This window comes from Halomonas sp. TG39a, assembly GCF_000744395.1.
Classification (GTDB): domain Bacteria; phylum Pseudomonadota; class Gammaproteobacteria; order Pseudomonadales; family Halomonadaceae; genus Vreelandella; species Vreelandella ventosae_B.
In genome coordinates, this window is record NZ_JQLV01000001.1 from 1,494,941 (window position 1) to 1,520,344 (window position 25,404).

26 protein-coding genes are annotated in these 25,404 nt (G+C 55.7%); 24 read left to right on the forward strand and 2 right to left on the reverse strand.

The features are described from left to right. Window positions 1-406: 406 nt before the first annotated feature. Genes U738_RS06515 through sppA form a run of 3 tightly spaced genes read left to right on the forward strand, consistent with a single transcriptional unit; the run spans window position 407 to window position 3,201 of the window. Window positions 407-1,360, forward strand: a complete 954-nt coding sequence (locus U738_RS06515; RefSeq protein ID WP_035578512.1) for an RluA family pseudouridine synthase — start codon at window positions 407-409, stop codon at window positions 1,358-1,360. Between the two features lie 38 nt (window positions 1,361-1,398). Then, a complete protein-coding gene (locus tag U738_RS06520) occupies window positions 1,399-2,043 on the forward strand; it encodes an HAD family hydrolase (RefSeq protein WP_035578515.1) in 645 nt (214 codons plus the stop codon). A gap of 9 nt (window positions 2,044-2,052) precedes the next feature. Beyond that, a complete protein-coding gene (sppA, locus tag U738_RS06525) occupies window positions 2,053-3,201 on the forward strand; it encodes a signal peptide peptidase SppA (RefSeq protein ID WP_035578517.1) in 1,149 nt (382 codons plus the stop codon). A gap of 20 nt (window positions 3,202-3,221) precedes the next feature. Here sppA and U738_RS06530 read toward each other — a convergent pair whose 3' ends face one another. Next, on the reverse strand, window positions 3,222-3,857 hold the full coding sequence (locus tag U738_RS06530; RefSeq protein ID WP_081899046.1) for a Maf family protein: 636 nt from the start codon (window positions 3,855-3,857) through the stop codon (window positions 3,222-3,224). A gap of 185 nt (window positions 3,858-4,042) precedes the next feature. Between U738_RS06530 and U738_RS06535 the strand changes: the two genes are divergently transcribed. The 18 genes from U738_RS06535 to U738_RS06620 all read left to right on the forward strand — a co-directional run bounded on the left by U738_RS06535 (window position 4,043) and on the right by U738_RS06620 (window position 20,531). Next, window positions 4,043-4,573, forward strand: coding sequence for a YceD family protein (locus tag U738_RS06535; protein ID WP_035578521.1), 531 nt, complete (start codon window positions 4,043-4,045; stop codon window positions 4,571-4,573). Window positions 4,574-4,609: 36 nt separating this feature from the next. Continuing rightward, a complete protein-coding gene (gene rpmF, locus U738_RS06540) occupies window positions 4,610-4,780 on the forward strand; it encodes a 50S ribosomal protein L32 (protein ID WP_007114757.1) in 171 nt (56 codons plus the stop codon). 43 nt (window positions 4,781-4,823) lie between these two features. Beyond that, window positions 4,824-5,879: a phosphate acyltransferase PlsX gene (plsX, locus tag U738_RS06545; RefSeq protein WP_035578524.1), complete on the forward strand. Its 1,056-nt coding sequence runs from the start codon at window positions 4,824-4,826 to the stop codon at window positions 5,877-5,879. Window positions 5,880-5,983: 104 nt separating this feature from the next. After that, a complete protein-coding gene (gene fabD / locus U738_RS06550; RefSeq protein WP_035578527.1) occupies window positions 5,984-6,943 on the forward strand; it encodes an ACP S-malonyltransferase in 960 nt (319 codons plus the stop codon). Between the two features lie 58 nt (window positions 6,944-7,001). Further along, window positions 7,002-7,745 carry a 3-oxoacyl-ACP reductase FabG gene (gene fabG / locus U738_RS06555; RefSeq protein WP_035578530.1) on the forward strand — a complete coding sequence of 248 codons (744 nt, stop codon included), beginning with the start codon at window positions 7,002-7,004 and terminating at the stop codon, window positions 7,743-7,745. Between the two features lie 124 nt (window positions 7,746-7,869). Next, a complete protein-coding gene (acpP, locus tag U738_RS06560) occupies window positions 7,870-8,103 on the forward strand; it encodes an acyl carrier protein (protein ID WP_008956801.1) in 234 nt (77 codons plus the stop codon). A gap of 192 nt (window positions 8,104-8,295) precedes the next feature. Beyond that, window positions 8,296-9,534 carry a beta-ketoacyl-ACP synthase II gene (gene fabF, locus U738_RS06565; protein ID WP_035578534.1) on the forward strand — a complete coding sequence of 413 codons (1,239 nt, stop codon included), beginning with the start codon at window positions 8,296-8,298 and terminating at the stop codon, window positions 9,532-9,534. A 6-nt stretch (window positions 9,535-9,540) separates the two neighbouring features. Then, window positions 9,541-10,353: an aminodeoxychorismate lyase gene (pabC, locus tag U738_RS06570; protein ID WP_035578537.1), complete on the forward strand. Its 813-nt coding sequence runs from the start codon at window positions 9,541-9,543 to the stop codon at window positions 10,351-10,353. Window positions 10,354-10,416: 63 nt separating this feature from the next. Further along, window positions 10,417-11,424, forward strand: coding sequence for an endolytic transglycosylase MltG (mltG, locus tag U738_RS06575; protein WP_035578540.1), 1,008 nt, complete (start codon window positions 10,417-10,419; stop codon window positions 11,422-11,424). Window positions 11,425-11,458: 34 nt separating this feature from the next. Further along, on the forward strand, window positions 11,459-12,112 hold the full coding sequence (gene tmk, locus U738_RS06580; RefSeq protein WP_172821677.1) for a dTMP kinase: 654 nt from the start codon (window positions 11,459-11,461) through the stop codon (window positions 12,110-12,112). Then, window positions 12,103-13,089 carry a DNA polymerase III subunit delta' gene (locus U738_RS06585; protein ID WP_035578548.1) on the forward strand — a complete coding sequence of 329 codons (987 nt, stop codon included), beginning with the start codon at window positions 12,103-12,105 and terminating at the stop codon, window positions 13,087-13,089. Before tmk ends, U738_RS06585 begins: the two co-directional genes overlap by 10 nt. Before the next feature lie 33 nt (window positions 13,090-13,122). Beyond that, window positions 13,123-13,458 (forward strand): PilZ domain-containing protein, encoded by a 336-nt coding sequence (locus U738_RS06590; protein WP_035578551.1) that lies wholly within the window; start codon window positions 13,123-13,125, stop codon window positions 13,456-13,458. A gap of 46 nt (window positions 13,459-13,504) precedes the next feature. Further along, the gene (locus U738_RS06595) at window positions 13,505-14,335 is read left to right on the forward strand and encodes a TatD family hydrolase (RefSeq protein ID WP_035578554.1); all 831 of its coding nucleotides are present in this window, start codon (window positions 13,505-13,507) and stop codon (window positions 14,333-14,335) included. A gap of 27 nt (window positions 14,336-14,362) precedes the next feature. Then, window positions 14,363-14,935 (forward strand): DUF1285 domain-containing protein, encoded by a 573-nt coding sequence (locus U738_RS06600; RefSeq protein WP_035578557.1) that lies wholly within the window; start codon window positions 14,363-14,365, stop codon window positions 14,933-14,935. Next, window positions 14,932-17,157, forward strand: coding sequence for an ATP-dependent helicase (locus U738_RS06605; RefSeq protein ID WP_035578560.1), 2,226 nt, complete (start codon window positions 14,932-14,934; stop codon window positions 17,155-17,157). The genes U738_RS06600 and U738_RS06605 overlap by 4 nt, the downstream gene beginning before the upstream one ends. Window positions 17,158-17,318: 161 nt before the next feature. Next, entirely contained in the window at window positions 17,319-18,548 is a 1,230-nt protein-coding gene (locus tag U738_RS06610; protein ID WP_035578564.1) for a hypothetical protein, read from the forward strand. Between the two features lie 11 nt (window positions 18,549-18,559). Further along, window positions 18,560-18,997: a phosphate ABC transporter substrate-binding protein gene (locus U738_RS06615; RefSeq protein WP_035578568.1), complete on the forward strand. Its 438-nt coding sequence runs from the start codon at window positions 18,560-18,562 to the stop codon at window positions 18,995-18,997. Window positions 18,998-19,106: 109 nt separating this feature from the next. Then, a complete protein-coding gene (locus tag U738_RS06620) occupies window positions 19,107-20,531 on the forward strand; it encodes a GGDEF domain-containing protein (protein ID WP_231896719.1) in 1,425 nt (474 codons plus the stop codon). Between the two features lie 93 nt (window positions 20,532-20,624). On the opposite strand, the gene U738_RS06625 is transcribed toward U738_RS06620, so the two are convergent. Beyond that, window positions 20,625-22,289, reverse strand: a complete 1,665-nt coding sequence (locus U738_RS06625) for an electron transfer flavoprotein-ubiquinone oxidoreductase (RefSeq protein WP_035578570.1) — start codon at window positions 22,287-22,289, stop codon at window positions 20,625-20,627. 495 nt (window positions 22,290-22,784) lie between these two features. Between U738_RS06625 and U738_RS06630 the strand changes: the two genes are divergently transcribed. The 3 genes from U738_RS06630 (at window position 22,785) to U738_RS06640 (ending at window position 25,328) form a co-directional block, all read left to right on the forward strand. After that, complete coding sequence (locus tag U738_RS06630; protein ID WP_035578572.1) at window positions 22,785-23,534, forward strand: electron transfer flavoprotein subunit beta/FixA family protein; 750 nt, start codon at window positions 22,785-22,787, stop codon at window positions 23,532-23,534. A gap of 55 nt (window positions 23,535-23,589) precedes the next feature. After that, complete coding sequence (locus U738_RS06635; protein WP_035578574.1) at window positions 23,590-24,516, forward strand: electron transfer flavoprotein subunit alpha/FixB family protein; 927 nt, start codon at window positions 23,590-23,592, stop codon at window positions 24,514-24,516. A 200-nt stretch (window positions 24,517-24,716) separates the two neighbouring features. After that, window positions 24,717-25,328: a superoxide dismutase gene (locus tag U738_RS06640; RefSeq protein WP_035578576.1), complete on the forward strand. Its 612-nt coding sequence runs from the start codon at window positions 24,717-24,719 to the stop codon at window positions 25,326-25,328. Window positions 25,329-25,404 lie beyond the last annotated feature (76 nt).

Below are 25,404 nucleotides of genomic sequence, written 5' to 3' on the forward strand. Positions count from 1 at the left end.
GCTGCTCAGGGCGTGGCGTTGTTTAGTTACTGCCTGCCGTTGAGGGCTAGGCTTACTTTCATCTGCCGGCATAAAACGGGCGGCAGAGTTACTGCATTTTTAAGATCAGTTTTTAATACTGGAAAAACGGCCAATGCGTACACTGGTGCCGTTTTGTGTTCAGGCCTGCGTGTTAGTCGGGCAGGCGCATTAACCAAGCTCAGCGGTGATGCTCTTTGCTAACAAATTTAATCAATTAGCTATCATTCAGCTAGTCACTAGCGCTAGACAAGGAAGCTTTCGGCGCTTAGCTGGTGAACAACTTTGAATATAACAGTAAAGACAACGACCAGCAATTGACGCAATGCCCTTGGGTCTACGTTAGAATGCCGTTTTTAGCGTCACAGCAGAGCAGGAGTAAGCGGTAATGTCCGAAGGGCGTGAAGTGCAGTGGGTGGATATCGCCCCGGAACAGGCTGGGCAGCGAATTGATAATTTTCTCATGACGCGTCTTAAGGGGGCGCCACGCGCGCTTATCTATCGCATCGTGCGTAAAGGCGAAGTGCGCGTTAATAAAAAGCGCGTAAAGGTCGATTACCGCTTACAGGCGGGCGATTTAGTCCGCGTTCCGCCGCTACGCTTGGCGCCTCGCGAAGCCGTTAAGGAAGTCAGCGATAATTTGCGCGACCTGTTGGTAGGGAGCGTCATTATGGAAGGCCCAGACTGGATGGTGCTTAACAAGCCCTCTGGTTTGGCCGTACATGGCGGCAGTGGAGTTAAAATTGGGTTAATAGAAGCTCTACGTCAGGTGCGTGATGATCTGAGCTTCCTGGAACTGGTTCACCGCTTGGATCGCGATACGTCCGGTTGTTTACTGCTGGCCAAATCTCGTGATGCGCTGGTGACCCTTAACGAGTCGCTGAAAAAACACGGTATGGATAAGCGCTACCTAGCCTTGGTGAGTGGGCGTTGGCCAGCCCGAAAAACCTATGAGAGCGCCCGTTTGGATCGCTTTGATGCGGGCAATGGTGAGCGGCGGGTAAGGGTGGACCCTAATGGTAAAGTGTCGCGTACCCATTTTTCGGTGGTCGAAACCTTCGAAAAAGTAACCTTGATAGAGGCTGAGCCGGTCACCGGGCGAACCCATCAAATTCGCGTTCATGCCGCCCATGCCGGGCATGCCCTGTTAGGTGACGACAAGTACGCTACCCGCGAAAGCGGGTTTCTCACTAAGCAGTTGGGCTTGGGGCGGCTGTTTTTGCATGCCCGAGCGTTGACCTTTCCAGAGCCTGGTAACGGACGTCCAGTCACCGTTAAAGCACCGCTGCCTGACGCCTTGGAAGAGACGCTTAGGCGCGCCCGGCAAAATGCCCTTCGCTGATACGACCTTATAAGTGTGTCCAGCAACAAGGAGTTGCCATGCAGTACGAGCTGATTATATTTGATTGGGATGGGACGTTAATGGACTCCGTGCCGCGCATCGTGTCCTGCATGCAGGCGGCGGCTGTAGAGGCCGAGTGGGGCGATCTTTCAGCGCCGGAGGTGGAAGATATTATTGGCCTGGGGCTGCCAGAGGCGATTGCACAGCTTTGCCCAGGCATTTTGCCTGCCCAGGCTGAGCGGCTTCGCGAGCGTTATGCGCACCATTTTGTACATGCTGACGCTACGCCGATGGCTTTTTTTGGCGGCGTAGAGGTGCAAATTGCCCGTTTGCGCGGGCGTGAGCAGCAGCGTTTAGCGGTGGCGACAGGTAAGAGCCGGCGTGGTTTGGATCGCATTTTTGCTGAAACAGGCAGTGGTGGGTGGTTTCATGCCAGCCGCACTGCGGATGAAACCCGCTCTAAGCCGCATCCGCAAATGCTGTCTGAGCTGTTGGCAGAACTTGAGGTTCCAGTAGAGCGGGCGGTGATGGTTGGCGATACCGAGTACGACCTTGAAATGGCCCGCGCAATCGGTATGGACCGAGTGGGAGTCACATACGGGGTTCATGCCCCGGAGCGGTTAGCGCTGAGCCGCCCGAAGTGGATTGCCCATAGCGTCGACGAGCTTTTTGACCGGTTATAAGGATATTTTATGAGTGACGATCCAACCCGCCCAGGTGGTTCAGATGAAGGGCATGATGGCCCGGCCAGCGGCTACCGCCGTAGCGACGCTGATAATAGTGGCCAGTCCAGTGAGCTAAATGAGGATCCCTGGACTGAAGGGCCTGAGGTTCCGCCCGGGAAAGGGGCTAAGCAGGGGTATGGGGCGTCAGGCGACGATGCCGAAACCCTGCGCGAACGCCAGCGACTCGCCCAGCTGGAAATGATGGATCACTGGATAGGTGGCGTCTTGACCGAACAGCGGCGTACTCGTCGCTGGAAGCTGTTTTTCCGGCTGATGTTTCTCGCTGTTGTGCTGGTGGCGCTGTCTGCCGCGCTGTATAGCCTGTTCTGGGGCTCGCCGACTGTCGCAACGCCCGCCCAGCGCCACTTGGGCATTGTTGAGGTTAATGGAGTAATCGCCAGCGATTCGCCAGCCAATGCGGAGCGCATCATCCAAGGGTTAAACCGAGCCTGGGATGCCGAAAGCGCGGCTGCCGTGGTGCTGCACATTAATAGCCCCGGCGGTAGCCCTGTGCAGTCTCAGCGGATTTATGCAGAAATCATGCGCCTGCGCGAGCAGGGCGATAAGCCGATTATTGCGGTGATTGAAGATATCGGTGCCAGCGGTGCCTATTATATTGCGGCGGCGGCGGATGAAATTGTTGCCTCACCAGTGAGTTTGGTGGGCTCAATTGGTGTTATCTACGCAGGATTTGGTTTTGAAGAGGCGATAGCGCGTATTGGTGTTGAGCGCCGTGTGCTCACGGCCGGGGAGAATAAAGCCTTTTTAGACCCGTTCCAGCCGCTGGATAACGATGCAGAGGCATTTTGGCAAGGTGTGCTCAGCCAAACCCATCGCCAGTTTATCGATGATGTGCGCGCCGGTCGCGGCGAAAGGCTCAGCGATAGTGCGGACATTTTCTCAGGGCTGATCTGGAGTGGCGAGCAAAGCATCGGGCTAGGTTTAGTCGATCAATTGGGTAGCCTCGAACAGCTGTCTCGCGATCAGGTCGGTAACACCGACTGGGTAGACTATACGCCGAGCCTTGATCCATTTGAGCGCTTTACGCGGCGTTTTACCCAGGTTGCCGCCGAGGTGTTGGGTATTAGTGCGCCCAACACCCCGCTGCGCTTCTAGGTTGGCATAGCCTCTCATGGTTAGTGGGCGGCGCCAAGCGGGTCGAGACCCGCTTGGCGCAACATCTCGCAGAGCGCAATCAGCGGCAGGCCAATCAGCGCGTTGGGATCGCGGCCTTCCAGTTTTTCAAACAGCGCAATGCCGAGGCCTTCCATGCGAAAGCTGCCAGCGCTGTCTAAAGGCTGCTCTTTAGCGACATAGTTTTCGATCTCTTGGTTGCTCAAGGGGCGAAAGACCACTTCAAAAGGCTCTACATGAACCTGATGGCGCTGGTGGCGGGTATCCAGTAGCGCTAAGCCGGTCAGAAAGGTGACACGCTGACCAGAGAAGCGAGCAAGGTTGGCGCAGGCTTTTTCGGCGCTATGGGGTTTGCCCAGAATGTCGCCTTCAAATACCGCCACCTGGTCAGAGCCTATAATGAGGTGGTGAGTGAAATGCTGCGCAACGGCGTTGGCTTTGCTTAGCGCTAGCCGATGCACTAATGCCTGGGGCGTTTCGCCACGCTGGGGCGTTTCATCAATATCCGGTGAGAGACACTGATAGGGGAGTTGTAGGCGGTTCAGTAGCTCGCGCCGCGAGCGTGAGCTTGAAGCAAGTACCAGTTCTGCCGTTGATAGCTGGTTGCTTGATGGCTCTGTTGGTAATGAGGACGTCACAAATAGCTCCTGGCAACGGGGTTACACGTATCGAAATCTAAAGCAGTAGAGTGTAGCGAAAGCCAACACAAGTGCCTATGTTGGCTGTTTATTGTCGCCTATGTGGATTATTTGCTGAGGTAGGCATGAAGAAATATACCGACAGCTTTGACACCAGCAGGGGGAGTGCCTATCATTGCGCGCCTATGTTGACCTCACAACTCCCCAGTCGGGTGGAGCCTTATAAGCTCGCAGCCCGCCACGAACGAATCGAAGGCTTGGTAGCGCTTGATAAGCTGCCACGTCTTGCCGAAGAAGCGGGTGTCCAAACCGGCGACTGTCAAGTCGTGCTTGAGTTTGGCGTCGACGCTCAAGGTCGTCGTGAAATTCGTGGCCACTTGCAAGCGACGTTGGCGCTTGCCTGCCGACGCTGCCTGGTGCCGCTGCCTCAAGAGGTTAGCAGTGACTTTTTGCTTGGAATGGTCACTGACGAAGCCTTAGCGGCCGAGTTGCCTGCTAGTCATGAACCGGTGCTGGTGGAAAAGGAACAGCTGGATCTCCTGACGGTGGTTGAAGATGAGTTAATTCTCAGCCTGCCCCAGGTGGTCTATCACGATGAAGCCGAATGTCATGTCTCGGCGGAGCAGCTGGTCAGCAAAACAGAAGGCGCGGCGTCGGAAACAACGCCAGCGACGAACCCTTTCGCGGTGCTCAATGTCTTGAAAGGCAAAAAATAAGCACCCTTTACCTTAAATACCTTGGAGTAAACACCCATGGCAGTTCAACAGAACCGTAAAACTCGTTCCAAGCGCGGCATGCGTCGCAGCCACGATGCGCTGACCGCTCCGACGCTGTCCCAGGACAAAGAAACCGGTACCACTCACCTGCGTCACCACGTTTCTCCAGACGGTTTCTACCGTGGTCGTAAAGTGGTTGAGGTATAAACCTCAATTGCGTTACTAAGCGGCTAAACGGACTCAGTGCGGTATGCGCTTAGCGATTGATGTGATGGGGGGTGACCAAGGCCCTCGTGCGATGATCGCAGGCTCCGCAAAGGCGGTGGTGGAATACCCCGACCTTGAGCTGATTCTGTTTGGCCCGCGTCAGCAGATTCTTGCTGAGCTTTCGCGCTTGCCGCAGCCTCTGGCTGCGGCAACGTCACGTTTGGTGGCGCGTGATGCACCCGATAGCGTGGCGCCCGGATCAACGGCTGCCTGGGCATTGCGCAGAGGCCATGCCACTAGCATGGTGCACATGCTGCAGTGTGTCGCTCAGGGTGAAGCGGTTGCCGGCGTTAGCGCAGGCAATACGGCGGCGCTTGTTGCTTTGGCAAGGCGCGAGCTGGGCATGGTTGAGGGGATTTCTCGACCGGCGATCAGTACTGCGATTCCCGCACGCCAAGGGCGCCGCTGTTATCTGCTGGACTTGGGCGCCAACGTGGATTCCCCCGCTCATCGATTAGTCGATTTTGCGCTGATGGGGGCGGCGATGGCGCAGTGTATAGATGGCACCGCGGTGCCCCGTGTGGCGCTGCTCAATGTTGGTGCCGAAGCCACCAAAGGGAGTATTAGCGTGCGTGAGGCTGACCGTCTGCTGCGCGAGTATGCCAAGGCGAGTGCTTTCGACTATCAGGGCTATGCTGAAGGTGGTGATCTGTTTAAAGGCCAGTTGGATGTGGTGGTGTGTGATGGCTTTGTGGGCAATGCTGTGCTCAAGGCGAGCGAAGGCTTGACCAGTATGTTGGTTGAACGTGTGCAGATGGCATTTGAATCGCGTCTAAGCGGACGTTTAGCAAGTCTACTGGCCAAGCCTGTGTTGAAGCGCTTAAAGCAAGAGCTTGATCCCGTGCGCTACAACGGGGCCAGCTTATTAGGGTTGCGCGGCATCGTGGTAAAAAGTCACGGCAGTACTCACGCCGATGGTTTTTACTACGCTATCCGGCGTGCCCTGCAAGAGGTAGAACATGATTTACCTGCGCGGATCGCAGGCCGCTGGCAGACGTCATCAAGTGAAGGCGATGGCGCACGTCAGCCATGGAGATAATAAATAGCTAATTTTTTGCGGGTTTATAGGTGGCATCAGGATGTGCCAATAATCTCGCCTATCGCTCATATGAGCAAATGCCTACAAGAGCAAAGGTGAACGACATGTCTCAACCCCTTGCCCTCATTTTTCCCGGGCAAGGCTCTCAGCAGCTTGGAATGCTGCGAGAGCTTGCCGAGCGCTACAGTGTGGTGGGAACGACATTTGAGGAAGCGTCGGATGCTTTGGGCTACGATTTGTGGAAAGTCGTCCAAGAAGGCCCCGAAGAGTCGCTTAATGCAACCGCCTGCACCCAGCCTGCGCTACTCTCTGCAAGCGTCGCTATTTGGCGCGTGTGGCAAGAGTTAGAAGGGCCGCGGCCGACAGTGATGGCGGGCCATAGCCTGGGTGAATACAGCGCCATGGTATGCGCAGGCGTTATGAGTTTTGCCGAGGGCGTCAACTTAGTGCGTCTACGCGGGGAGGCCATGCAGACGGCGGTGCCCGCAGGTGAAGGCGGTATGGCGGCGATCTTGGGCCTGGCAGACGATGCGGTTGAAGCCGCCTGTGAAAAGGCTGCCCAGGGCGACGTTGTGTCAGCGGTTAACTACAACTCCCCAGGGCAAGTGGTGATAGCGGGCTCTAAAGTAGCCGTCGACCGTGCGATCGTTGCCTGTCAAGAGGCCGGTGCCAGGCGTGCCGTGGCGTTGCCGGTTTCCGTGCCCTCGCACTGCGCGCTAATGCGCCCTGCGGCCGAGCGCCTGGCAGCGGCTATGCAAAGCATTGAGCTGCGGGCGCCGCGCTATACGGTCATCCAGAATGTCGATGCACAGGCCCATGCCGATACCGCAACACTCAGCACACGGTTAATCGAACAGCTCTATCAGCCGGTACGCTGGAGCGCCTGCGTTGAAGCAATGGCGGGTCAGGGCGTGGAGGTATTTATTGAGTGCGGGCCAGGAAAGGTGTTGACTGGCCTCAATAAGCGTATCGTAAAGGGTAGCAGAGGGTTGGCGGTAAATGATCCTGACAGCCTGGAGGCGGCGCTTGAGCTGGCACGTGAAACCTTGGCTGATAAGGCGTGACCAAGGGGCTCTTTATTTCGCTATCCAGGCTTGATTACACGGTTAGAGGCAGAACGTTATGACACAAGAGAGTAGAGTTGCCCTGGTGACAGGGGCGAGTCGCGGCATTGGCCAAGCCATTGCTCGCGAGTTAGGTCGCCAAGGCCGTACGGTTATTGGTACCGCGACCAGCGAGTCAGGTGCTGAAAAAATTGATGCCGATTTGAAAGAGCACGGCATTGAAGGGGCCGGTTTGTGTCTTAATGTGACCGACCAGGCCAGCATTGATAGTGTGCTGAAAACCATCACTGAGCGCTTTGGTGCGCCCACTATTTTGGTCAACAATGCTGGCATCACCCGAGATAATCTGCTGATGCGCATGAAAGAGGACGAGTGGGACTCCGTTGTGGATACCAACTTGAAATCGGTCTATCGTGTGAGCAAGGCGTGTTTGCGCGGTATGACCAAGGCGCGTTTTGGGCGTATTGTGTCAATTAGTTCTGTTGTGGCAACCATGGGCAACCTGGGCCAAACTAACTATGCTGCAGCTAAGGCCGGTATGGAAGGTTTTAGCCGCGCTCTGGCCCGCGAGGTCTCTTCACGGGCGATTACGGTCAATGCTGTGGCCCCGGGCTTTATCGCCACCGACATGACCGAGGCACTGCCTGAAGCACAGCACGAGATGTTGCTTAAGCAAATTCCGTTGGCCCGTTTAGGGGCGCCGGAAGAGATCGCCGCCGCGGTAGGCTTTTTGACCAGTGATGCAGCCGGTTATATCACTGGCGAGACGCTTCACGTCAATGGCGGCATGAATATGCGTTGATGGCCTTGGGCTTGGCGGTTGCGTCTGTCCAAGGGCGTCTATAAACTACCCCGCAGCTTTTGGCTTGCGGTTTCCAAATAGCTGGTTATCAAAAACGGCTAATGTGAACGACTGGAGTACGTTAATGAGTACTATTGAAGAGCGCGTGAAGAAAGTTGTAGCAGAGCGCCTGAACGTTAAAGAAGAAGACATCCAAAACAGCTCTTCTTTTACAGAAGACTTGGGTGCTGATTCGCTCGACACCGTTGAGCTGGTCATGGCTTTGGAAGAGGAATTCGATACTGAAATTCCTGATGAAGAAGCTGAGAAGATCACCACGGTTCAAGAAGCCATCGATTACGTGAACGCCCACCAGTAAGGGTTGTGTCGATGCATCGAACCAGGGTGGGGTGCTAGCCACCCGCCTTAAGAGCCGTCCTTTTCCAGGGCGGCTTTTTTGCTTTGCTGCCACAATGCTTATAACGTTCAATCTCCGTTATACTGTTGACCAAATTTAAGCAGCAAATGACCCAAGTGGGTCGCGTCACCATGGATGCCTGGAGGAAAGCTGATGGCACGGAAAAGGGTAGTGGTAACTGGGTTAGGCCTGGTGACCCCAGTGGGTAATAGCGTTGATGAGTCATGGGCTAACATCGTGGCCGGTAAAAGCGGTATTACGCCCATAGAGCATTTTGACACCAGCGGCTTTAACACCCGCTTTGGTGGATCGATTAAAAACTTTGATATTAGCCCGTATCTGAATCCTAAAGATGCCCGCAAGATGGATCTGTTTATTCAGTACGGCATGGCGGCGGGCGCCCAGGCAGTAGAAGATTCCGGTATCGAGTGCACTGAGGAGAATGCCGACCGTATCGGTGTGGCTATCGGTTCAGGCATTGGTGGTCTCCCCATGATTGAGCATAACCACAACGCGCTGAACAAAGGCGGTGCTCGTAAGGTGTCGCCATTCTTCGTGCCGGGCTCCATCATTAATATGATCTCCGGCAATATGGCGATCCAGCACGGCTTCAGAGGTCCCAATATCGCCATTACCACAGCTTGCACGACGGGTACCCACAATATTGGTTACAGCGCGCGGACGATTGCCTATGGTGATGCTGACGTGATGATCTGCGGGGGCGCTGAAATGGCCACCACGCCGCTGGGCCTGGGCGGCTTTTCGGCTGCTCGTGCACTCTCTACACGTAATGATGATCCGGAAGCGGCAAGCCGCCCGTGGGATACTGACCGCGATGGCTTTGTGCTCTCCGATGGTGCGGGTGTGCTGGTGCTTGAAGAGTATGAGCATGCTAAGGCGCGGGGCGCCAATATCTACGCCGAGCTGGTGGGCTTTGGTATGAGCGATGATGCTTATCACATGACGTCGCCGCCGGAAGATGGGCGTGGCGCAGCGCTCTCTATGCGCAATGCGATCAAAGATGCCCAGATAGATGTTTCTAAAGTGCATTACATTAATGCGCATGGCACATCGACGGCTGCAGGAGATTTGGCGGAAAGTCGCGCTATTGAAAACGTCTTAGGCGATGCCGCTGCTAAGGTGGCAGTAAGCTCCACCAAGTCGATGATTGGCCACCTTTTGGGTGCAGCAGGCGCTGTAGAGGCAGTATTTTGTATTTTGGCAATACGCGATCAGGTTGCACCACCCACGATTAACCTGGATAACCCCCAGGCAGGCTGCAACCTGGATTACGTGCCGCATACAGCGCGTGATATGCCTATTGATATGGCGCTATCGAACTCCTTCGGCTTTGGTGGCACTAACGGTTCGCTGCTGTTTAAGAAGGTGTAGTTGACCATGCTGCCGCCCGCGCTATCTGACGAACAGTCTGTGCCGTTTGATGACCGTGGGCTGGCGTATGGTGACGGTCTGTTTGAGACGGTACTGCTGCGTGCTGGGTCACCCGTGCTGTGGCGCTATCACGTGGCCCGTTTGGCGCAGGGCTGTCATCGTCTGGGAATACCGCTACCTTGCCAGCAGGCGCTTGACGCCGCTTGGCAGGGAGACCCCACGGCTGAATTCGAAGTGCTTAAGCTGATACTGACCCGTGGCAGTGGCGGGCGTGGCTATGCCCAGCCGGATCAGATGGCACCGCGACTGCTTAGCCGTCGAGCGCCGTTTCAACCGTCGGTTGAGCGCTGGCAGAAGGGAGTGGCGGTACGGCTTTGCGACTTGCAGCTTGCTCGTCAGCCTCGGTTGGCGGGTATCAAGCACCTAAATCGACTGGAAAACGTACTGGCCCGCCAAGAGTGGAGCGATAGCGCTATTGCCGAAGGGGTGCTGGCCGATAGCGAAGGTTTTGTCGTAGAAGCCACCAGTATGAATGTTTTTTGGCAGCAGGCGGGGGAGGTGTTGACACCTCCGCTTGACCAGTGCGGAGTGGCGGGAACGCTGCGTGCTGCAATGCTTGAACAAGGTGCCGTTGCTCAAGCTTCGCTTTTGCTTCATCAACTCGCGGATGTCGAACGGCTATGGGTGGCAAACTCTGTCCAGGGGGTATGGCCAGTGACTACGCTACTTGCAGCGGATGGCTCGCTGTTGCAGCGCTGGCCCTTATTTCAGTCTGACCCGTTCCAACGCTTGGCACATCAGCTATTGGGTGTTGCTTAAACACCAACGTTTGTTTAGATATCGTTTGTTCAGATATCGCCTGGTAATTTTCTTAGAGGTGTCATGGTGAAACGGTTATTAACCGCTTTATTGGTGTTAGTGGTGGTCGGCGCTGCAGCTGCAGCAGGCGGTTATTTCTATTGGCAGAGCCGATTAGAGGCACCGCTTGCGCTTGATGAGCCAATGCTTTACCAGGTGCCATCTGGCGCGGGCTTTAATCAGGTTGTGGCGCAATTGGAAGAGCAGGGTGTGCTGGAAGATGCCTGGGCGTTTCGTCTGCTCGCACGGGTTGAGCCAGAACGCGTGCCACGGCTGCGTACCGGCGAGTACCAGCTATTGCCGGATATGAGCGGTCTGGAAATGATGGCACTGTTAGGCAGCAATAAGGTGGTCACCTACTCGCTGACGATTCCTGAGGGGTGGTCTTTTCGACAGATGCGCGAGTTGCTCAATGCCGCACCGAAACTCGACCATCGTACCGCTGAGTTGAGCGACGCCGAGGTAATGACGCTCCTTGACCGCGAAGACACCTTTCCCGAAGGCTGGTTCTTCCCCGATACCTATCGTTACCACCTGGGGATGAGCGACGTCGATATCCTGCGCCAATCACTTACGCGGATGGAGCGCATCCTTGAAGAGGTATGGGAAGAGCGCGCGGACGACCTAACCATTGAGTCCCCCTACGAGGCGCTAATCATGGCCTCGTTGATCGAGCGGGAAACCGGTGCACCTGAGGAGCGGCGCGAAATTGCCGGGGTGTTTAAGCGCCGCATGGAGCAGGGCATGCGCCTGCAAACGGACCCGACGATTATTTACGGTATGGGCGAGCGTTATGACGGGCGGATTACTCGCGCCGATATCCGCGAGGCCACGCCGTATAACACCTACGTGATTGACGGGATGCCACCCACGCCGATCGCCATGCCGGGGCGGGCCTCGCTAGAAGCGGCTGTGAACCCGTTGCCCGGAGAAACACTCTATTTCGTCGCCCGTGGTGATGGTACGCACCACTTCTCGCGTACCCTGCGAGAGCATAACAATGCCGTTAATCGCTATATCCGCAACCGATAATAGCCATGACTGATTACCACATTAAGGGAGCATGATGAGTAAGCGTGGACGCTTCATTACGCTAGAAGGCGGCGAAGGTGTCGGAAAGTCCACCAATGTGGGCTTTGTCGCCGAGTGTCTGGAAGCCCAAGGGCTGGAAGTGGTGCGCACCCGCGAGCCGGGCGGCACCGCCCGTGGCGAAGCGATTCGCGCACTGCTGCTGGATCCCGCCCCCCAAGAGCCGCTGCATGTGGATGCTGAGCTGTTGCTGATGTTCGCCGCCCGCGCGCAGCACTTAGCGGAAAAAATTCTGCCCGCCCTGGCCAGAGGGGCGTGGGTGGTGTGTGATCGTTTCACTGATGCCACCTTTGCCTATCAGGGCGGCGGACGGGGCATTGCAAAGGAGCGTATAGCCGTGCTGGAAAACTTTGTTCAGCAGGGGCTTTCGCCGGACTTAACCCTACTGCTCGATATGCCCAAAGAGGCGGCAAAACAGCGCTTAGAGTCACGCCTGCGTGATCGCCATGAACAGCGTGATCGCTTTGAGCAGGAGCAGGCCGAGTTCTTCCAGGCGGTGCGTGATGGCTATTTAGCGCGAGCAAAAGAAGCACCGGAGCGCTTTGCGTTGATCGACGCCCAGCACCCGCTAGAAGAAGTACAAACGCAAATTCATCAAGCCCTGCTCACACGGGTCGCGGCATGGCGTTAACCGGCGTAATGCCGTGGCACCAGGCCACGTGGCAACAGTTAACCCGCCTGGCCAATAGCGGACGCATGCCCCATGCGCTACTTATTCACGGCGCTCACGGCGTGGGTAAGCAGCAGTTGGCAGAGGCGTTAATTGCCCGGACGCTATGTGCATCGCCTGCCGACCAGGCCTGTGGCCACTGCCATAGCTGTGCCATGCTGGCTTCGGGTTACCACCCGGACTTACTGCGCGTTTCGCCGGAAGAGGGGAAGCGCCAAATCCGTATTGACCCGATTCGCGAGGTTAATCGCTTTGTTTCGCAAACGGCCCAGCAGGGTGGTTACCGGGTGATTGTGATTTCGCCCGCCGAGGCAATGAACGTTGCCGCCGCCAATGCGCTACTCAAAAGCCTAGAAGAGCCTGGCGATAAAACGCTGTTTATTCTGCTCTCAGACGTGCCTTCACGGATGCTGGCGACGATCCGTTCCCGTTGCCAGCAGTGGTCGCTGCCAAGCGTTGCTTATGAGGCGTGTCGCGGCTGGTTAATTGAGCAGTTGGGCAGCGCCGATGAAGCCTATTTCTGGTGGCAGGTGGCTGGCGGTCTGCCGCTGCTTGCGGTGGAGCTGGCCGTCCCGGAAGAGCGTGCATTGCGCCACCAGATTCACGACAGTTTTGAGCAGCTAGTGCGCGGCGCTGAGCCTGTTTCAGAGGCGGCTCGCCTGGATCGCCAGGCGATTGATGCCATCTTATGGTACGGTATCGCCTGGCTGGAAGACCTGATTCGACTGGGCTTATCCGGTGAAGCAGAGGTGTTGCATAACCCCGATCTTGAGCCGCTCTATCGCCAGGCGGTTAAAAATGGTCGTGTGCAGGATTGGTTTCGCCTGCTGGATTACGCCCGCGAGCAGCGGCGGTTGTTGGCGGTGGGGGCCAACCCCAATCCGCAGTTAGTGCTTGAAGCATGGTTGGTGCGCTGGGCGGCGCTGCTGCGCTCATAGCGGCATATCTTAACGTTTTGCAGCGAGGTCGTTATGGCAGCTCAAAAAGCGCTCTCTCTTACTGTTCCGGATGTGCCGACACTGCTCTCCGCGTATATGCCTTTTCTGGATCATGGGGGTATGTTTGTGCCCACTCAAACCCCTTACGCCCTTGGCCAGCAAGTGTTTTTACTGCTCACGCTACCGGGTGAAAGTGAACGCCTTTCGGTCACCGGTCAGGTGGCGTGGGTATCACCAGAGGGGGTGAGTGGCCGCCGTATGCCAGGTATTGGCCTGCACTTCAGCCAGCAAGATTACCCGGTGCGTGACCGCATTGAGACGCTGCTTGCCGGTCAATTAGATAAAGCAGCCCCGTCGTTTACGCTCTAAATCAGACGGTTAAAACGCTTATAGCCCACCTGTTGTCGAGACCTGCATGTTTGTTGATTCACACTGCCACTTAGACCGTTTATCCGACCAGACCCATGAGGGCGATATCGCCGCTACCCTGGCCGCTGCTCGTGCTGCCCACGTCAGCCAATTTCTTGCTGTGGCGGTGACGTTAGAGGATATGCCGCAGCTGGCGGCCATTGCCCGTGCCCATCACGATGTGGCAATTTCCGCTGGGTTACACCCTTTATATAGCGTTGAGCGCGAACCCAGTGTTGCGGATATTAAAGAGGCCGCTGGACAGTATGGCGCCGTAGCGATTGGCGAAACCGGCCTGGATTATCACTACAGTGACAGCGTACCTGTAGAGATTCAGCATGAGCGCTTCAAGCGGCATTTGATCGCGGCGCAAGAGCTGGAGTTGCCGGTGATTATTCATACCCGCGAAGCCAAACAAGAAACCCTGGCGCTGCTGCGTGAATATAGCGACTCCCGCGTGGGCGGTGTATTACACTGTTTTACAGAAGACTTGGCGATGGCCCGTGAGGCGGTGAGGCTGGGGTTTTATATTTCGCTGTCGGGTATTATTACTTTTCGCAACGCTGCTGCGCTGCGTGAACTTGCTCGTCAGCTGCCGCTGGACCGCCTGCTGATTGAGACCGATAGCCCTTATCTAGCGCCCGTTCCATATCGCGGCAAGCCCAATGAGCCAGCCTGGGTGGCGCAAGTGGCAGAGTGCATCGCCAAGCAACGGGGGATCAGTGTCGATGAAGTTGCCATGCAAACCACCGCCAACTTTTACCAGCTCTTTCGTGCCGCCGCGCCGGATGCCCCAGAACACGTTAAACAGGCACTGGCAAACGCTGGGCTTTTATAGCGAATACGCTTAAGCGAGGTGGGCGAGATGAATATTGACCGATTGCTGCAGCAAGGTAGTGGAGAGCAAGAGCGCGCTGGCGCTATTCCGCCGCTTGATGAGTGGCAGCCGGCGCTCTCTGGCGATATGAATATAAGCATTCGCGCTGACGGTAGCTGGTGGCACGAAGGTCAGCCGTTTGCCCGCCCCAAGGTGGCGCGCTTGTTGGCCACGCTGCTGCGCTTTGATGACCAGGGTTACTGCCTGGTCACGCCGGTGGAGCGCTGGCGTGTTCAGGTTGAAGACCTGCCGCTGGTCGCGGTAGAAGCCGACTTTCGTGATAATGCCTGGTGGTTTACCACCCAGTTTGACGACGTTATTCGCTTAGATGCCGAACATCCGCTCTCCGTTACGTTAACGCCGCAAGGAGAGGCGGTGCCGCAACTGCCGGTACGTTTTGGACTGGCTGCGCGCTTGCACCGTAATGTCTATTACCAACTGGTAGAGGCCGCCGAAACCCGTGATTTAGGCAATGGCACTAGCGAAATTGGGCTGATGAGCGCCGGGCACTGGTTTGCGCTGGGGCAACTCGACGACGATTCATTGGGCGAGGCGCCGTGAAGTTAACCGCTGAACAGCAGGCTGTGGTTAATCACCAAGCTGGGCACGCGCGGGTGGCGGCAGTGGCTGGGGCCGGTAAAACGACCACTATGGCTGCCCGGGTACTGCATCTATTGGCTAGCGGTGTGCCGCCAAAGCGTATCCTGGTGCTGATGTTCAACCGCTCCGCCAAGGATGATTTTCAACGCCGGTTAGCCTCAATGGCACCCGCTGGGCAGGCGCTGCCGGATGTGCGCACTTTTCACTCCCTGGGCCACCGTTTAACCCAAAGCTTATGTCGATGGGGTGCGCTGGCGCCACGCCAGCTACTGTCCGCTGATTGGCAGCTGGAAAGGCTGCTTCGCCAAGCGAGTCTCAATGTGCTGCGTGACGCAGTTGAACGCCGCGATGCTGCACTGGAAGGGGATCGTCTTGAAACCCTGGCCCACTTTTGCGGCTTAGTGAAGGCGGAAATGATCACCCCGGAAGCGCTCTATGAGCGGCTCAATTTAGACCCCGACACGGACTATTTTCCGGCGGCCTTTGCCGAGGGCGAGCGGCTGCTAGCAACCGAAGGGGTGATGACCTATGCCGATCTGCTCTACCGCCCGCTGTTGGCTTTAGAGGGAGATATTGACCTGCGTGGTCGCGTGGAAGGGTTTCTCGATCATGTCATTATTGACGAGTATCAGGACATTAACGCCGCGCAGCAACGGCTTTTATCCGTGCTGGTGGGCCGCACGGCCGAGGTAATGGCGGTGGGCGACGCTAACCAGTGTATTTATGAGTGGCGCGGCGCCAAACCCGACACCATGCTGGAAAATTTTACGGCCACCTTCGGCAGTGCTACCGACTATCCGCTATCGACAACCTTTCGCCACGGTCACGCCTTAGCGCTCGCCGCTAATCATGCCATTGCCGCTAACCAGCGGCGCCCTAACCAGCTGTGTTTAGCCGCGGCCAATAACCCCGAAACTCGCGTTGCGGTGGGGCAGGGCAGCCGCCTGCTACTCGATGCATTAATGGATTGGCAGGCCCAGGGGCGAGCGTTTAACGAGGCCAGCCTGCTGGTGCGTAGCTGGGCACTCTCGGTGCCATTTCAACTGGCGCTGCTCCAGGCAGGCATTCCGTTTCGGCTGCAGCGCGAGGATCGCTTTGTGTTTCGTTTGCCGCTGGTGCAGGCCTTGGCGGGCTATTTAAAGCTGTCGCGTCGGCCTGACCTGCTACGCGACCCCCAGCAGTTGCTACTGCTGCTTTCCCAGCCGACGCCCTTCGTTGCCCGTGAGCGGCTGCAGCGGCTAGCCTATCAGTTGGCTGCTACTCAGCAGTGGCCCGAACGGCACGATCCCATGTTGACGGAGCTAAAGCCGATTCAGCGCCGTACGCTGAAAAAACGTTGGGTACTGCTTTGCGAACTGCCGCAATTAAGTGCCTGGCCACCCGCCAAGCTATTACGTCACGTGGTGGAAAGTATCGATGCTGAAAAGACGCTGAAGCGCGCGGCGGCGCGACGGGATAAAGGCGAAGAGGATGTTCGCTTACTCGACGTGCTGATTGAACAAGCACAAAGCGTGCAAGACCCCGACGCTTTTATCGAGCTATTGGAACGCCCAGTAGAGAACCAGGCGGGCGGCGTGCTGATCAGTACTGTGCACGGTGCCAAGGGGCTTGAATGGCCACTGGTAGCGGTGGCCGGGGTCAATGAGGAAGATTTCCCCCACTATAGCCGCGATAACCCGCTCAGCGATGAGCGTTTGGAGGAGGAGCGACGGCTTTTCTATGTAGCGATCACCCGCGCCCAAGAGCAACTGCTGGTGCTGCATGACGGCGGCGTGCACCGTCCTAGCCGTTTTATCGCCGAAAGCGCCTGGCAAGATAGCATGCGCGTCGCTGCCTGCCTGGTTGCTGAAAGCTCAACTGCTGCTTCGCTACAGGTGACCTCGGTGGCGCTGGTAGAGCGCTATCTGGCGCGTCTTGGGCGCGACGACATTGTGCTTGCCCCGGCGCAGGTTGAAGAGACCAAAGCCGGTTATTCAGGCGCGGGCTCTTCCGGAGAGACGCACTTTTATCCTGGCCAGCGGCTGCTTCATGCGGTGTTTGGCGAGGGCGAAGTAGCGGCGGTAGAGGGAAGTGCCAGCGACCCGGTGATTGATGTGCGCTTTGATCAGGCGGGAAGACGGCGGCTGATTGCCCGTCGGGCACCCATTGAAGTGTTGAAAAATGGCTCAACGCTTGTTGGGTAAGTAGTTGATTCAACGCCAAGACACACTCTTTCACACTTGCCGTCAAATTAAGCTTTAGGGCGGTTTGACTTAGCATGGCCCTGCCGATTTAATACCCACAAGCCTACCGAGCTAATACTCAGCAGCTCATCGCATAATAACTGATGAAATAGGGAACGGGCATGGTAAGGCAAGCCACTTGGCTCTGCGCCATTTTGATTGTCACCCAAAGCGGCGCCTTGCTGGCCGATAGCGGTATGCCGAACTTGGAATTTAATGGTTTTGGCACGCTAGGGGTCGTTCACTCTGATGAGCGTGACGCTGACTTCGTTGCTGACCCCTTTGCCTCAGAAGGTGCGGGGTATAGTAATGACTGGAGCGCTGAAGTTGATAGCCGCTTAGGGCTTCAAGCAACGCTACGAATGACGCCTCAGCTCTCCTCTGTTGTGCAGGTGGTCAGCGAGAAGCGACACGACGGCTCATTCGCACCTGATATTGAATGGGCGAATGTCCAATACGATGTTACCCCTGATCTTAGTCTGCGCGTTGGGCGTATGGTGCAGAGCTCTTTTATGGCCTCTGAGCACCGCAAGGTTAATTACGCCACCCCGTGGGTTAGACCACCACAAGAAGTTTACCGTTTAATCCCTGTGGCTAATTTCGATGGTGTTGATGTGCGCTATCGATACCACCGCGGAAGTGCCACCAATGAGCTGCAGATGAATTTTGGGGGTGGCAGCGCTGATTATCAAACTGGAAGTATCGACGCCAGCGATTCATGGGGTGTGTCTCATCGCACGCATTGGGGGAGTACCACCCTGTTTGCCAGCTACGGCGAACTGAAAGTAAGCGCTGATGAGCTCACACAATTCTTCGATATTTACCGTCTCTTTGGTCTGCCTGGCGAAGAGCTTGCTAGCCGTTACGAAGTTGATGGTAAGCGTGCGCGCCTGCTGAGTTTAGGGGCGAGTTATGACCCCGGTTCATGGTTTGTGATGGGAGAGTGGGCGCACTTTTCGTCGTCGTCTCTGTTAGGCAAAAGTGAAGGAGCCTACATGACTTTCGGCTATCGTATCGCCGACTGGACGCCTTATGTGGGTGTGGCGCGGGCAAAAATCACCAGTAGCACCTCAGAACCGGGCTTGAATGCTGCCCTCTACCCATCGCCCTATGCAGAAGGCGCGCAGCTTCTTAATGGTGTGTTAAATGAGACTCTATCCAGCAGAATGCAGCAAGACAGTATTACGGTTGGGGCTCGCTGGGATTTCAGGCCGGGCATGGCACTTACAGCCCAGTATGATCATATCGATATGCGTTCAGGGTCATCCGGGGGGCTGATTAATCAACAGTCCGAGTTTACCCCAGGTGAACGTATTAACTTGTTCAGCCTTGCGCTCGACTTTGTGTTTTAAGGAGAGTGACAATGGTTAAACGTCTTATTGCGCCTGGAATCAGCCTCTTATTGGGGGCAATGCTGAGCCTGATTTATAACCCCGCTTTAGCTGAGGTGTTGGTGGTTGTATCAGCGGACGCGCCTTTTTCTCGCCTCACAAGCAGTGATCTAAGGGATATTTATTTAGGACGCCGTACGCAAATAGCCGATGGGATGATGGTGGTACCTTTGGATCAGTCTGAAGGTACGGCGGCGAGAAGCGAGTTTTACACTCACTTCACGGGGCAAACCCCCGCGCAGATCAAGGCGCACTGGGCCAGGCAGATATTTACCGGACGGGGGCAGCCGCCCCAAGCGCTCGCTAATAGTCGTGCTGTGGTAGAGCGGCTGGTCAGTGATACAAAAGCACTGGGTTATATAGACCCTGCTTTTCTTGATGAGCGTTTAAGAGTGTTGACAATTGAGTAGTCTCAATGAGCAGAGAAGTCCTCACCGGTTCAGCTCAACCAAAGCCTTTATTAAGCGATGGCCTCATCATCTTGTAGAGCCACTGGTGCTATTCAGCATAGTAGCTTTTATGATGCTGTTGGTTGTCTGGGGGAGTACTTATTTTTTAGTTAATAAAGAGCGTGTGGCCATTGAGCGTCAGGCAGAGCTCTCCGTTGGGGAAATTACCGACACCTATGAAGCACGCGTTGTAAGAGCTCTCAGGGAAATTGACACGGCATTGAAATTAGTCCGTTTCACCGCCAACAACACCGGCCACGCGAACGTGCTCAATGCATTAAATGAACAGCGCTTATTGCCACCTGCGTTGCTATTTACCATCAGTCTTGTTGATGCCCAGGGTATGGTGGTTGAGTCGACTGATTCAGAGCTGCTTGGGCTGCGCTTGAGGCCTCCTTTGCAAGCCACGCAAGAGGGTGATTACTTAGCTGTGGGTGAAGCACAGACTGAACAAGAGAAGCAGCTTACCTTTACCCGGCCACTACTGCCGGGGCAAGCGCCAACGCAAGAGATAGGCTCGGGCTGGGTCGTTATTGCTATTGATGCCAATTATTTTGTGAGCAGCTATGAAGCTCGTTCTTTGGGCCAGCAGGGTATGCTGGCGCTAGTCGGCGAGGATGGCATCGTCCGCGTCAGGCGTACCGGGGAGTCTATTAATTCAGGCGAGTTGATGGAGTTAGCGGCTTGGCAAAGTAGTACGCTGGATGCTGTTAGTGTCCCCTTTCTGACCCACTGGCAAGGTGTGGAACGCTACACACTGGTGCGCAAACTCTATGATTTTCCACTATCAATCGTCGTAGGGCTTTCGGCCCAGGAGCAGTTGGCAGAGGCTCAACTGCTAGTGCAAAAGTATTGGCAGCGAGCCGCGTGGACAAGTGCTCTGTTGCTCATGATTCTGGTGATACTCGGCCGCCTGAGCTGGCAGCTTCAGCGGGAGCGGCAGCGGGTAATGGACGAGCGTGTATTGCATGCTCAGCAAGTGGAGCACTTGGCTTTTCATGACACGCTAACCGATTTGCCTAATCGCGCTTTTTTGAGTCATCTAGTGAGCCAGGAAGTTGTCCTTTGTGGTCGCCATGGCGAATCTTTCGCACTACTTTTCTTGGATCTTGATCGGTTTAAATTAATCAATGATTCTTTGGGGCATGCTGTGGGCGATTATCTACTGCAAGAAGCGGCTAAGCGGCTGACTGGAGCGGTACGCGAAAGTGATGTGGTAGCCCGACTGGGGGGTGACGAGTTTATTATTCTATTACGCAAAGTAAGTCGAACCGAGCAAATTGTACCGATTGCTAACGAATTACTATCCTCCATGAGGCAGCCATTTATCTTAGCGGGTCAAGAGTGTCATATATCGGTAAGCATCGGGGTGTCGCTGTTCCCCGCTGATGGACTCGATGAACAAAGCTTAATGAAAAATGCGGATGTGGCGATGTATCAAGCCAAGCAAGCGGGTAAAAACAATGTGCACTTCTGTAGCATAGCGCTGAGTTAAGTACCAAACTCTCAAGCTGGTTTCATCATCTTAAATGGCGTCGGCGAGCGCCGACGCCTTAAGTATCAGTCGTCTCTACGACATACTGGGGTGCTACATATTGGGGTAGTTGGGTCCGCCGCCGCCCTCGGGGGCTACCCAGGTAATATTCTGCGCCGGGTCTTTAATATCACAGGTTTTGCAGTGCACGCAGTTCTGGAAATTGATCTGAAAGCGTGGCTGTCCTGCACTATCTTCCACCACTTCGTAAACACCGGCCGGGCAGTAGCGCTGTGCCGGTTCGGCGTATTCGGGCAGGTTTTCGCGGATCGGCAGGTCAGGATCATCAAGGTGCAGGTGGCACGGCTGATCCTCTTCATGGTTGGTGTTCGACAGAAATACCGAGGTCGGCTTGTCGAAGGAGAGCTTGCCGTCCGGTTTGGGATAGTTAATCTTTTCAAACTCGGCCGCAGGCTTAAGGGCGCCGTGGTCGGTAGTGGTGTCGTGGACGTTAGGCAGCTTGTTGCCCAGCAACTGGTGGGCAAAGTTATATGCTCCACCGCCCACAGTGCCATATTTATGGATCGCGGGGCCGAAGCTGGCGCTCTCTTTAAGCTCCTGATATGCCCAACTCGCTTCCCATTTCTGGGTAAAACTCGTTAGCTCCTGCGCACCCTCATCGCCAGCTTTGATCGCCTCAAATACGCTCTCTGCCGCGACCAAGCCTGACTTCATGGCGGTGTGCAGACCCTTGATCTTGGAGAAGTTGAGGGTGCCTGCATCGCAACCAATCAATAGCCCCCCTGGGAAGGTCATTTTAGGCAGGCTGTTAAAGCCCCCTTTGGTAATCGCCCGGGCGCCGTAAGCCACGCGCTTGCCACCCTCCAGGTACTGGCTAAGGACTGGATGATGCTTCATGCGCTGGAACTCGTCGAAGGGCGAGAGCCATGGGTTCTGGTAGCCCAAGTCCATAATTAGACCAACGACGACCTGCTGGTTTTCCGCGTGATAGAGAAACCAACCGCCGTGAGTGTTTTTGTCCAGTGGCCAGCCTGAGCCGTGGAGTACAAGCCCTGGTTCGTGTTGTTCAGCAGGTACATCCCACAGCTCCTTGAGACCGATCCCGTAGTGTTGCGGGTCGCGGCCTGCATCCAGGGAGAAGTCTTTAATTAGGCGTTTGCCCAAATGCCCGCGCGCACCTTCAGCAAACAGCGTGTACTTGGCGCGAAGCTCCATACCCGGCATATGGCCATCTTTGGGGGTGCCATCTGCGGCGACGCCCATATCGCCAATCAAAATGCCGCGCACGGCGTCATCTTCAATGATAACGTCCTGGGCGGCAAAGCCTGGAAAGATCTCAACGCCGAGGGCTTCGGCCTGTTCGGCCAACCAGCGGCACAGATTGCCAGCACTGATCACATAGCGGGTAAGGTCGCCGCCGGTGTTGTGCATGCTTTTAGGCACTAAGGCGTTGGGCACTTTCTGCGCTTTTTCGGCGTCTTTGAGCAAAAAAACATCGTCGCGAATCGCCGGCGTATTGAGCGGTGCGCCGCGCTCTTCCCAGTCAGGGAATAGCTCTGCCAGGGCGCGGGGTTCAAATACCGCCCCTGACAATATATGCGCGCCCACTTCCGAGCCTTTTTCAACTACGCAGACGGTAAGCTCTTGCTCAGCTTCGTTGGCTTGCTGCATTAGGCGGCATGCGGCGGAAAGCCCGGATGGGCCCGCACCGACAATGACGACATCAAAGTCCATTACATCGCGTTCAACAGTTTCCACCCGGTTTCTCCTTATTCTCTTTAAGTGCCATTATTTATACACACTAGCGAATGAGAACTAGCTTATAAAAAATCGGCCTTAATTTAAAACGGTCGTTTGCTTCTGGTTATATGCCATGATAGGCATAATACCTGTGTCAGGTCACGCCTACGATGGTGAAAGAGGCATTTATTGGCTGTATGCTTCGCTAATCAGCGTTCAGTGCTACGACTAAGGCCGTAGTGGTTGTTTAGGCATTAGGTGTTGTCGTTTTGCAGCAGGCTATGGCAAATTGGTAGGGTTTCTCAATTGCGCACCTATCAAACGCTTGATTGAATTTAATCCATTGAATTTAAACGCGCCACCATTGCTGTTGGCAGTAGCTGTGTTAAGGCAGGTGGGTCGCTGTTAGGAAGTGGCCAGTCAGTCTTCACGACACGTCTTAAATTAAGGGGTATCCGCCGGGCGGGTGCCGTCTCAGGGTAACGGCTTTACGACAAGCCAAGCGAGGAACCTATGAAAGTACTCGTCGCGGTTAAACGCGTCATCGACTACAACGTCAAAATCCGCGTTAAAGCGGATCACTCGGACGTCGACCTTACCAACGTCAAAATGGCCATGAACCCGTTCTGCGAAATTGCCGTGGAAGAAGCGGTACGCCTGAAAGAGAAGGGTGTGGCCACCGAAGTGGTTGCTGTCACCGTTGGCCCCAAAGCCGCCCAAGAGCAGCTGCGTACGGCACTGGCGCTGGGCGCCGACCGTGCTATTCATATCGAAACCGACGAGCGCGCCGAATCCCTGGCCGTTGCCAAGCTACTGGCTAAAGTGGTCGAGGAAGAGCAGCCGGGCTTAGTGATTCTCGGCAAACAGGCCATCGACACCGACAACAACCAGACCGGCCAGATGCTTGCCGCGTTGACCGGCCTGCCCCAGGGCACCTTTGCGTCAGAAGTGGCGGTGGACGGTGACAAGGTGCATGTGACCCGTGAAATCGACGGCGGTCTGCAAACCATTGCCCTGACGCTGCCGGCGATTGTGACCACCGACCTGCGCCTCAACGAGCCGCGCTACGCCAAGCTCCCCGATATCATGAAGGCCAAGAAAAAGCCGCTGGATGTGAAAACCCCCGCCGACTACGGCGTCGAGGTTGCCTCCAAGGTGAGCCTGCTAAAAGTCGAATCGCCAGCGGAGCGCAAGGGTGGCGTTAAAGTCGCCTCGGTAGACGAGCTGATCGACAAACTGAAAAACGAAGCCAAAGTTCTCTGAAGTCGGTTGTTTACCCCCGTACGTTGAGATAAGCGCTTTTGAAGGAGCTGATTTTATGAGCATTTTGGTACTTGCCGATCTGCATGAAGGCCAACTGGCCGGTGCGACGGCTCACGTGATTGCGGCCGCCCAACAAATCGGCGGCGATATCGACGTTCTCGTTGCCGGTGAAGGCGTGCAAGCCGCGGCCGAGTCTGCCGCCAAGCTCGACGGCGTGAGTAAAGTGCGCGTCGCCGATAACGCCGTTTACGCCCACCAGCTGGCCGAGCCCATGGGTACTCTACTGGTCGAACTGGCAGGTGATTACACCCACGTACTTGCCAGCGCCTCCACCACTGGCAAAAACGTGCTGCCGCGCCTGGCGGCGCTAAAGGACGTCAGCCAACTGTCGGATGTACTTGGTGTAGAAAGTGCCGACACCTTCCTGCGCCCGATCTATGCCGGTAATGCCATTGCCACGGTCAAAAGTGACGACGCGCTAAAAGTCATCACCATCCGCACGACCGGCTTTGATGCTGTGGGCACAAACGGCAGTGCCACCATCGAAGTGGTCAACACTGTGGTAGAAAACAGCCAATCCAGCTTTGTTAAAGAAGAGCTGGCGGCATCGGATCGCCCCGAGCTGGGCGGCGCCAAGGTGGTGATCTCCGGTGGTCGCGGCATGGGCAACGGCGAAAACTTCAAGCTGCTTGACGGCATTGCCGACAAACTAGGCGCGGCCATTGGCGCCTCCCGCGCCGCGGTGGATGCAGGCTTTGTGCCCAACGATATGCAGGTCGGCCAGACTGGCAAGATCGTTGCTCCGGATCTCTACATTGCCGTGGGTATCTCCGGTGCCATCCAGCACCTGGCGGGCATGAAGGATTCCAAGGTGATCGTCGCGATCAACAAAGACGACGAAGCGCCGATTTTTCAGGTCGCGGACTACGGCCTGGTGGGGGATCTGTTTGAGATCCTGCCGGAGCTCGAGAGCAAGCTGTAAGCGGTTGAACAGCTAAGTCTTAAAAGCCGACTTCGCCAGAAGTCGGCTTTTTTGTGCCGGGTCTATTAGGTAAACTGCCAATAGTTGACTAAAGTACTGGGGCAAAAGGTAAGAAAATCCACCCCGGTGGTTGAAAAAGCTGCGGGCTGACCGCACATAGTTAAGTGAAAGCAACGAAAGCCACTCAAGGAGATGATGATATGGCACATACATTACCCGAATTGCCGTACGCATATGACGCTCTCGAACCAAACATCGATGCGATGACGATGGAAATTCACCACTCTCGTCACCATCAAACCTACATCAACAACCTGAACGCCACGCTGGAAGGCACGGGTCTTGAAGATGTACCCGTTGAAGAGCTGGTCGCCAATCTAGATCGCGTTCCAGAAGCCAAGCGTCAAGCCGTTATCAATAACGGTGGCGGTCATGCCAACCACTCCATGTTTTGGCAAATGATGTCGCCTAACGGCGGTGGTAACCCCCAGGGCGATGTTGCAAAAGCCATCGATTCTGAGCTGGGCGGTTTGGAAGCTTTTAAAGAAGAGTTCAAAAAAGCAGCCGTTGGCCGTTTCGGCAGTGGTTGGGCATGGCTATCCATTACCCCTGAAAAGAAATTGGTAGTAGAAAATACCCTGAACCAAGACAGCCCGTTGATGCACGGCAACACGCCGTTGCTGGGTCTGGATGTTTGGGAACATGCCTACTACCTGAAGTATCAAAATAAGCGTCCTGACTATATTGCAGCGTTCTTTAACGTTGTTAACTGGGAAGACGTTGAGCGTCGTTACCAGGCGGCGATTAGCTAATATTGCTATGATCCGCTAGCTGCGCCGCTTTGCGGCGTTGTGAAAAAACCGTCCACTTTTAGTGGGCGGTTTTTTT